We start from the raw sequence: 1,471 nt of genomic DNA on the forward strand, positions 1-1,471 counted from the left end.
CGGACGACCTGCGCGCCTACCAGCTGCACATGACCAATGCGGGCCTTACTGCGCCCACCTTCAACGCCCGCATCGTCGCGCTGCGGTTCTTTTTCGGCACCACCTGCGGGCGCGAGGACATGAAGCGGCATATGCAGTTCCGCCGCCAGCCGCGGAAGCTGCCCGTGGTCTTGAGCGTCGAGGAGGTTTCCGACCTTCTGATGGCGGCGCCGGGGCCGGGCCTGAAGTATCAAGCGGCGCTCAGCATCTCCTATGGCGCCGGCCTGCGGGCTTCGGAAGTGTGCAATCTCAAGATCAGCGACCTCGACAGCGACCGCATGCTGATCCATGTCGAACTGGGCAAAGGGCAGAAAGACCGCAAGGTCATGCTGTCGCCCGGGCTGCTGGAGCTCTTGCGCGCCTATTGGCGTGAAGCGCGGCCACAGGGCTGGCTGTTTCCCGGCAAACCGAAGATCAATCCGATCTCGCCGCGGCAGCTCAACCGCGCCTTCACCTCGGCCAAAAATATGGCCGGGATCGGCAAACCCGCGACGCTGCACACCCTGCGGCACAGCTTCGCCACGCATCTCCTGGAAGCGAACACCGATGTCAGGGTCATTCAGGTCCTGCTCGGGCATGCCCGGCTCAATACCACCGCGATCTATGCCCACGTTGCCACCAAGACGATCCGCGGCACGGTCAGCCCGTTCGAGACATTAAAGAAGCTTCAGGACCAAACGCTGCGACGCGGATTGGAGTAGCGCCCGGGTCACGTGGCCCGGGCCACGCTGGAGATCGCTGATATCTTTCGCACCTACGGCCCCGCGTGGCGGCGGGCCAATGCCGGGCATGTCAGCCTGATCCAGCTCAAGGTCATGTCGGCGATTGAAGCCTGCCGAACCGAGGCGCTCGGCGGGCATGTGGCGGCCTGCATTAAGTGCGGGCATAACCACATCGCCTATAATTCCTGCAAAAACCGGCACTGTCCAAAGTGTCAGGGACCTGCGGCGCGGGACTGGATGGCCGCCCGTGCCGAAGACCTGCTGCCCGTGGAGTATTTCCACGTGGTTTTCACCCTGCCTGCCGAGATCACTCAGATCGCCTACTGGAACAAGAAGGCTGTCTATGACCTGCTGTTTCGGGCATCGGCCGAGACGCTGACCACGATCGCGGCCGATCCCAAGCGGCTCGGCGCACGCATCGGCATGACCAGCGTGCTGCACACATGGGGATCGGCGCTCACCCATCACCCGCATGTCCACATCATCGTACCTGGCGGGGGACTGTCGCCGGATGGCACGCGGTGGATCGGCTGCCGCCCCGGGTTCTTTGTGCCCGTGCGGGTCCTGTCACGGCTGTTTCGACGTCTTTTTCTGGAAGGTCTGATGGCGCTGCATCGATCAGGCGATCTGACCTTCTTCGGTGATCTGACCGGGCTTGCACAGGCCGACACCTTCGCCGCCTGGCTCGCGCCGCTACGCAAATCCGAATG

Annotated in this window: 2 protein-coding genes; both read left to right on the forward strand. The window is 63.6% G+C overall.

Annotation, left to right across the window (positions count from 1 at the left end; translation table 11 throughout):
- Nucleotides 1-740, forward strand: a 740-nt coding sequence (locus tag NMG80_RS35530) for a tyrosine-type recombinase/integrase (protein ID WP_436798756.1), incomplete at its 5' end; no start/stop codon positions are given.
- A 12-nt stretch (nucleotides 741-752) separates the two neighbouring features.
- A partial coding sequence (locus NMG80_RS35535; protein WP_254022460.1) for an IS91 family transposase occupies nucleotides 753-1,471 on the forward strand: 719 nt, incomplete at its 3' end.

This window comes from Mesorhizobium escarrei (assembly GCF_935825525.1).
Classification (GTDB): domain Bacteria; phylum Pseudomonadota; class Alphaproteobacteria; order Rhizobiales; family Rhizobiaceae; genus Mesorhizobium; species Mesorhizobium escarrei.